A 6,223-nucleotide genomic window follows, 5' to 3' on the forward strand; every position below is an offset into this window, starting at 1 on the left:
GAGAAGGGGGAGCAGGCGACCGCGGCTATGATCTGGCTCGTGAGGCACCGCCAGACGAAAGGGGCGGCAACGGATAGACCACATCTAAGGACACGGGAACCTGCTCTCTACTCTACTGGTTTAAACTTCACAAACCAGCAGCTGATGCCACCGCTTTTGCGACACCCTCCTGGGGTGGTAGGCAGGCACTCACCGCGGCCTACGACACTACCAACTTCTAGCCCGCATATCTCACTAGGGCGGCTGGCGGCACTTCGATTTTCAATTTATTCAACGAAGCGATCATATTAAGCGTAGTATACTAAGGCAGTGTGATTTTGAGATCGTTGCATATTTTTCGTGCCATAAATTCTTTAATTTCATTATGCTGAGGTACTGCTGTCAGTTCGCTATTGTTACTATTTCTCCATATCGAGTGCCGCCCACCCTCTCTCACTAGCTCGCACCCATGCCGAGATAGATGTCGAATCAGTGCGCCGCGTTTCATATCGCTAAAGGGACTTCTTCATAGTCGGTTTCTGCCTGCTTTCGGGCTTCCTCGCTACGTAATGCTAAAATGTCACTCGTCGCTTCCTTTAAGCTTATCAACAAATCTTCTTTCGTCTTTTCCTGGGCGTTGGCACCCGGTACTTCTTCGACCCAGCCAAGCCACCAGTCGCCATCTTTTTTTATAATTGCTGTAAATTCCGCCTTCATATTTGATTACCTCATAGTCATGCTGCAATCGGCTCTACCTTCGCGCGCGGCATCTGCTCCGCCTGCCAAAGATCATATCCGGTCTGCATCGAAAGCCACATTTCCGCACTGGTACCAAGTGCCTCGGACAGACGCAGGGCCATATCCACACTGATCCCTGCCCGTCGATTCAAAATCGCTGACAAAGATTGTCGCGTCACGCCCAACCTGCGTGCCGCCTCGGTAACGCTCATACCTTCCGGCAGATATTCGCGCAATACCTCTCCAGGATGTGCGGGATCATGCATGCGTGACATTTTTACCTCAAGTTAATGGTAATCTAAGTAATCGACATCGATGGCATCCCCATTTTCAAAGCGAAAAACGAGGCGCCAGTTACCGCTCACTGTGACCGCCTAACCACCGGACAGATCGCCCTTCAGGCGATGCACCGGAGCATTCATATCTTCAGGTTTTGTGGCGTGATCCAGCGCTGTAAGGAGAATCCGCAACTTCACGGCATGCTGGGGGTGTATCCTGCTTTTGGTCCCGGTTCTGAAAAACGCCTCGAGCCCTTTGTGCCGGAAGCCACTTATCATATCCAAACCGTAAGCTGTCAGGTGACGCTTGTCAAGAAAATAGAAATACTACCCAAACATTCTGCAAGCCAAGTTCGAACAGGCGGTTCCGCCGATTGGATGCGTCGGCGCTGTCTTCGACGAGATTCTGGTGCCGGCCATTGCCGGCAGTTGGTTCAGCAATAGTGGACTGTTCGACTTGCATCGAGCCCCCGTCAGGCGATAGGTTTCCCATTCGTTTTCCAATTCTACTTTGTCACATTACCCGGTAATCCACTGCCTTATAAGGAATCTGCAAAATTATGAAATATATAGAAATCAGTTTGTTAGTTCATAATATGACAAAGTAGAATCAGAAAGATGCAAAAAGACTATGATCCGCATCGAATAGAGGCCGCGGCGCAGGCCTATTGGGAAAAGAACCAGTCCTTCACGGCGGTGGAAGATCCGGAGAAGGAGAAGTTCTATTGCCTGTCGATGTTCCCTTACCCTTCCGGGCGCCTCCACATGGGGCATGTGCGCAACTACACCATCGGGGATGTGATCGCCCGCTATCAGCGCATGTTGGGCAAGAACGTGCTGCAACCCATGGGTTGGGACGCCTTCGGGTTGCCGGCGGAGAACGCCGCCATCAAGCATGGGATTCCGCCGTCCCAATGGACCCGATCCAACGTGGAGTACATGAAGACCCAGCTCAAGCGGCTGGGCTTCGGCTATGACTGGGACCGGGAGCTGGCCACCTGTGATCCGGACTACTACCGCTGGGAACAGTGGTTGTTCACGCGCCTGATGGAGAAGGGGTTGGCCTACCAAGCCAAGGCGATGGTGAACTGGGACCCGGTGGACCGGACGGTGCTGGCCAACGAGCAGGTGATCGACGGCAAGGGCTGGCGTTCCGGGGCAACCGTGGAGAAGCGGGAGGTCCGACAATGGTTCGTGCGTATCACGGACTATGCCCAGGAGTTGCTGGATGGGCTCGAGGGGCTCGACGGCTGGCCGGAGCAGGTACGCGCCATGCAGCGCAACTGGATCGGGCGCTCGGAGGGCGTGTACATGGCGTTCGGCATCCGGGACTCGGACGAGCCGCTGGGGATCTATACCACCCGCCCGGATACCCTCATGGGCGTTACCTACATGGCCGTGGCCGCCGAGCACCCGCTGGCGCGCCGGACTGCCGAGGACGACCCGCAGCTTGCGGCCTTTATCGAGGAATGCCGCCGGGGGGGCATCTCCGAGGCCGAGCTCGAGACCATGGAAAAGAAGGGCCACCCCCTCGGCATCGATGCCATCCATCCGATCACCGATGAGCCGGTGCCCATCTTCGCCGCCAACTTTGTGCTCATGGGCTACGGCACCGGGGCCGTGATGTCGGTGCCGGCCCACGACGCCAGAGATTTCGAGTTTGCGAAAAAGTATGGCCTGCCGATAAAAAGGGTCATCATCTCCGAGGAAGTTGATGCACTTGAACGTGCGCTTCGAGACGGACCCGTGAGCGCAGGTGATGGTCTTGGTCACAAGGGGCCTGAGATTCAACAAGAATTTTCGGAGGGGGAGCTTGAACGAGCAGAAGCAGCGTCGCAACTTCCTTTCCTGGACCAGGGTGTTCTGGTTGATTCCGGCCCCTTCACCGGCCTGACCAGTGCGGAGGCCTTCGGTGCGATCGCGGACTGGTTGGCAAAGCGGGGCAAGGGGGAGCGACGGGTAAACTTCCGGCTACGGGATTGGGGCGTCTCCCGCCAACGCTACTGGGGGTGCCCGATCCCCGTCGTCCACACCCCGGACGGCACCGTGCGTGCCGAGACCGAGCTCCCGGTACGCTTGCCCGAGAACCTGGTCGTGGACGGCTCCGGCTCGCCCCTCAAGCGGCTGTCTTCATTCTCGGAGCTCGCCGACGGCGAGTCCCGGGAGACGGATACCTTCGACACCTTCTTCGAGTCCTCCTGGTACTATGCCCGCTATTGCTCCAGCGGCTGCGCCACCGCCATGCTGGACGAACGCGCCCGCTATTGGCTGCCGGTGGATCAGTACGTGGGCGGCATCGAGCACGCGGTGCTGCACCTGCTCTATGCCCGCTTCTTCCACAGGCTGATGCGCGATGAGGGACTCGTGGATTGCGACGAGCCCTTCGTACAGCTGCTCACTCAGGGCATGGTGGTGGCGGAGACCTACTTTCGCGAGGACGCCGCGGGCCGCCGGCACTGGTTCAACCCGGCGGACGTAGAGGTGGAGCGGGACGAGAAGGGCCGCTTGGTGGTGGCACGGCTCAGGGAAGACGGGGGACCCGTCACCTACGGCGGCCTCGAGAAGATGTCCAAATCCAAGCACAACGGCGTGGACCCCCAGGCCCTAGTCGATCGCTATGGGGCGGACACGGTGCGGCTCTACACCATGTTCACCTCACCCCCGGACCAGACCCTGGAGTGGAACGATGAGGGCGTGGAAGGTGCCTCCCGCTTCCTGAAACGACTCTGGTCCCTGGCGGTAGCCAAGGCCGATGCCCTGGCCGGCGTACAGCACCCCCTCTCCCCCCGGGAGAGGGGTCGGGGAGAGGGCACAACCAAGGCCGGCGCGCGGACGCCCGACGCCTTGGATGCAGGGAGCGCGACGGCACGGCGGGAGGTCCATGCCGCACTGAAAAAGGCCCGGTTCGATTACGAACGCCAACAGTTCAACACCGTGGTCTCCGGCTGTATGACCATAGTCAATGCCCTGTACCGGCTGGACGCCTCGCCTGCCGGCCTGGTGGTGCTGCGGGAGGGCTTGAGCATTGTGCTGCGGCTCCTGGGCCCCATCGCCCCCCACATTACCCACCAGCTGTGGCGGGAGCTGGGCTACGGGGAGGATATCCTGGACGCAGCGTGGCCGGTGGTGGACGAGACGGCCCTGCGGCAGGACACCATCGAATACGTGGTTCAGGTCAATGGCAAGGTGCGGGGCAAGATCCGAGTCACCGCGGACGCGGGACGGGAGGTCGTCGAGCAGGCCGCTCTCGCCAACGAGAATGTACGCAGGTTTGTCGGCGCGGCCCAAGTCCGCAAGGTCATCCTGGTGCCGCGCAAGCTGGTCAATGTGGTGGCACGCTGATGAGAAAGAGTATTCCCGGACTCACGCATTCCCTGAGGTCCGAATCCGCTGCGCGCGGCGCGTTCGCAATGGGTCTTCTCCTGGCGGCATTGCTGGCAACCAGCGCCTGTGGCTTCAAGCTGAGGGGTGACGTGGAGGTTCCCTCCGAGTTCAGTCCCGTGTTCGTCCAGCCGCAGCACAGATCGCCGGTGGGCAACGAGATCGTTCGGCAACTCCACGGATCCCAGGTGCAGCTGGCCGCTGGGCCCCGGCAGGCTCGGATGATCATACGCCTCAGTAACGAGCGGCGTTCCTCCCGAGTCGTCGCCGTAGACCGCGGCGGCAAGGTCCTGGCGCGCGAACTCCACTATGGCCTGACCTTCGACGCGGTGACCCCGGACGGGAAACAGTTAGTACCGCAACAGTCCCTCGACCTGGTGCGCAGCTACGAAGATCCCAACGTCGAGGTACTCGGCAAGCAGTCGGAGAGTGAACTGATCTACGCGGATATGTTCAGCGATGCCGCCAACCGTATCCTGACCCGTCTCCGGGTCATGTTGCGCTGAGGATATGGCATGCGCATCCAGATCCAGCAGCTCGCAGACAACCTGAAGCATAAGCTGGCACCGGTCTATCTGCTTTACGGCGACGAGCCGCTGCAGCTCGGCGAAGCGGCCGCGGCGGTGCGGGGCACGGCCCGCGCTCAGGGATTCGAAGAGCGGGAGCTGCTGGAGTGTGAGCCGGGATTCGATTGGGGCCGTCTCGCGGCCGCCGCCGCGGCGCGGTCTTTGTTCTCCGACCGCAAGCTCATCGAGCTGCGGCTCAACGCGACGCGCATCGGTCGCGAGGGCAGCGAGGCGGTGCGCGCCTATTGCCGTGACCCCGCGGAAGACAACCGACTGCTCATCCTGGCCCCGGAGCTGGAGCACAGAGAGCTCCAGGCCAAGTGGGTGCAGGCGCTGGACCGGATCGGTGTCCTGCTCCAGGTGCGACAGATCCAGGGGCGACGCCTGGTCGCCTGGATCGAGCAGCGACTGCGGGAGCGGGGGCTGCGCCCGGAGCCCGGCGTGACCGAGCTGCTGAGCGAGCGAGTCGAGGGGAACCTGCCGGCGGCGGCCCAAGAGGTAGAGAAGCTCCGGCTCCTTTATGGAACAGGCGACCTGGATCGGGAGCGGCTCGTCAGTGCCATCTCCGACGGTGCCCGCTACGACCTGTTCGACCTCCCGGACGCGGCGCTGGGCGGGGATCGGGCCCGGGTCCACCGAATCGTCAATACCCTGGCGGCGGAGGGGACCGCTCCCGCACTGGTGCTCTGGGCCCTGGCCCGGGAGCTGCGTATGTTGGCGGCGGTCTCCCATGCCGCCCAAGGCGGCGGGACCGCCGCCGCCTTGCGGATGCACAAGGTCTGGGAATCACGCCAATCCCGCGTGCTGGCGGCACTGAAACGACTCTCCACGGAGTACCTGCAAGACCTGCTGGTCCGGTGCGCAGCGGCCGATCGCAGCATCAAAGGCTTGACCACCGGCGATCCCTGGCAGGCCCTGGCGGCCATCGCCGACGACCTGGCGGGCGCTCGGCAGGGCGGGTGTGCATAAGTTGCTTTATCCGCAGATTACGCAGATTTTCACAGATTTTATCCCTTTGCCAGGTCTGTAGGATGGGCAAAGCAAGCATCCGTCAAACTGAGTTCAAGGGTTCGGTCATTCCGCGGAGGTTTCCGCACCGCGGTTGTTCGTTAGCCGGGTAGGTTGGGCAAAGGGCCAGGGATGGCCCGTGCCCAACACCATTTAGGCACGCTGCCGGCCTGTCGAGAGGTACCTCTCTAGCTTCCAGGGCGGGCGCGTATAAATTTCTTTTTGATTAACAAGTTACTACCAGCCGTGTCGATTGGGCAAAGCCGGGAGCGC

Annotated in this window: 8 protein-coding genes; 3 read left to right on the forward strand and 5 right to left on the reverse strand. The window is 61.0% G+C overall.

Translation table 11 applies throughout. From position 1 onward, the window contains the following. Positions 1-301: 301 nt before the first annotated feature. The 5 genes from BQ17_RS13260 to BQ17_RS22725 all read right to left on the reverse strand — a co-directional run bounded on the left by BQ17_RS13260 (position 302) and on the right by BQ17_RS22725 (position 1,458). Positions 302-487, reverse strand: coding sequence for a type II toxin-antitoxin system HicA family toxin (locus BQ17_RS13260; RefSeq protein ID WP_089727825.1), 186 nt, complete (start codon positions 485-487; stop codon positions 302-304). Further along, positions 484-696 (reverse strand): type II toxin-antitoxin system HicB family antitoxin, encoded by a 213-nt coding sequence (locus BQ17_RS13265; RefSeq protein WP_089727827.1) that lies wholly within the window; start codon positions 694-696, stop codon positions 484-486. Before BQ17_RS13265 ends, BQ17_RS13260 begins: the two co-directional genes overlap by 4 nt. Positions 697-713: 17 nt before the next feature. Next, positions 714-992: a HigA family addiction module antitoxin gene (locus tag BQ17_RS13270; protein ID WP_089727829.1), complete on the reverse strand. Its 279-nt coding sequence runs from the start codon at positions 990-992 to the stop codon at positions 714-716. Between the two features lie 99 nt (positions 993-1,091). Beyond that, the gene (locus BQ17_RS13275; RefSeq protein WP_369406477.1) at positions 1,092-1,274 is read right to left on the reverse strand and encodes a type II toxin-antitoxin system RelE/ParE family toxin; all 183 of its coding nucleotides are present in this window, start codon (positions 1,272-1,274) and stop codon (positions 1,092-1,094) included. Positions 1,275-1,305: 31 nt separating this feature from the next. Then, entirely contained in the window at positions 1,306-1,458 is a 153-nt protein-coding gene (locus BQ17_RS22725) for a hypothetical protein (RefSeq protein ID WP_165742268.1), read from the reverse strand. A gap of 155 nt (positions 1,459-1,613) precedes the next feature. On the opposite strand from BQ17_RS22725, the gene leuS reads away from it, so the two are divergent. From leuS to holA, 3 genes are read left to right on the forward strand one after another with little or no spacing between them, the layout of a single operon-like run. Further along, positions 1,614-4,337, forward strand: a complete 2,724-nt coding sequence (leuS, locus tag BQ17_RS13280; RefSeq protein ID WP_089727830.1) for a leucine--tRNA ligase — start codon at positions 1,614-1,616, stop codon at positions 4,335-4,337. Next, on the forward strand, positions 4,337-4,882 hold the full coding sequence (locus BQ17_RS13285; protein ID WP_089727831.1) for an LPS-assembly lipoprotein LptE: 546 nt from the start codon (positions 4,337-4,339) through the stop codon (positions 4,880-4,882). Before leuS ends, BQ17_RS13285 begins: the two co-directional genes overlap by 1 nt. A 9-nt stretch (positions 4,883-4,891) precedes the next feature. Next, the gene (holA, locus tag BQ17_RS13290) at positions 4,892-5,911 is read left to right on the forward strand and encodes a DNA polymerase III subunit delta (RefSeq protein ID WP_089727832.1); all 1,020 of its coding nucleotides are present in this window, start codon (positions 4,892-4,894) and stop codon (positions 5,909-5,911) included. Positions 5,912-6,223: the final 312 nt, after the last annotated feature.

It is taken from the genome of Candidatus Thiosymbion oneisti, assembly GCF_900092655.1.
In the GTDB taxonomy this organism is placed as follows: Bacteria; Pseudomonadota; Gammaproteobacteria; order Chromatiales; family Chromatiaceae; genus Thiosymbion; species Thiosymbion oneisti.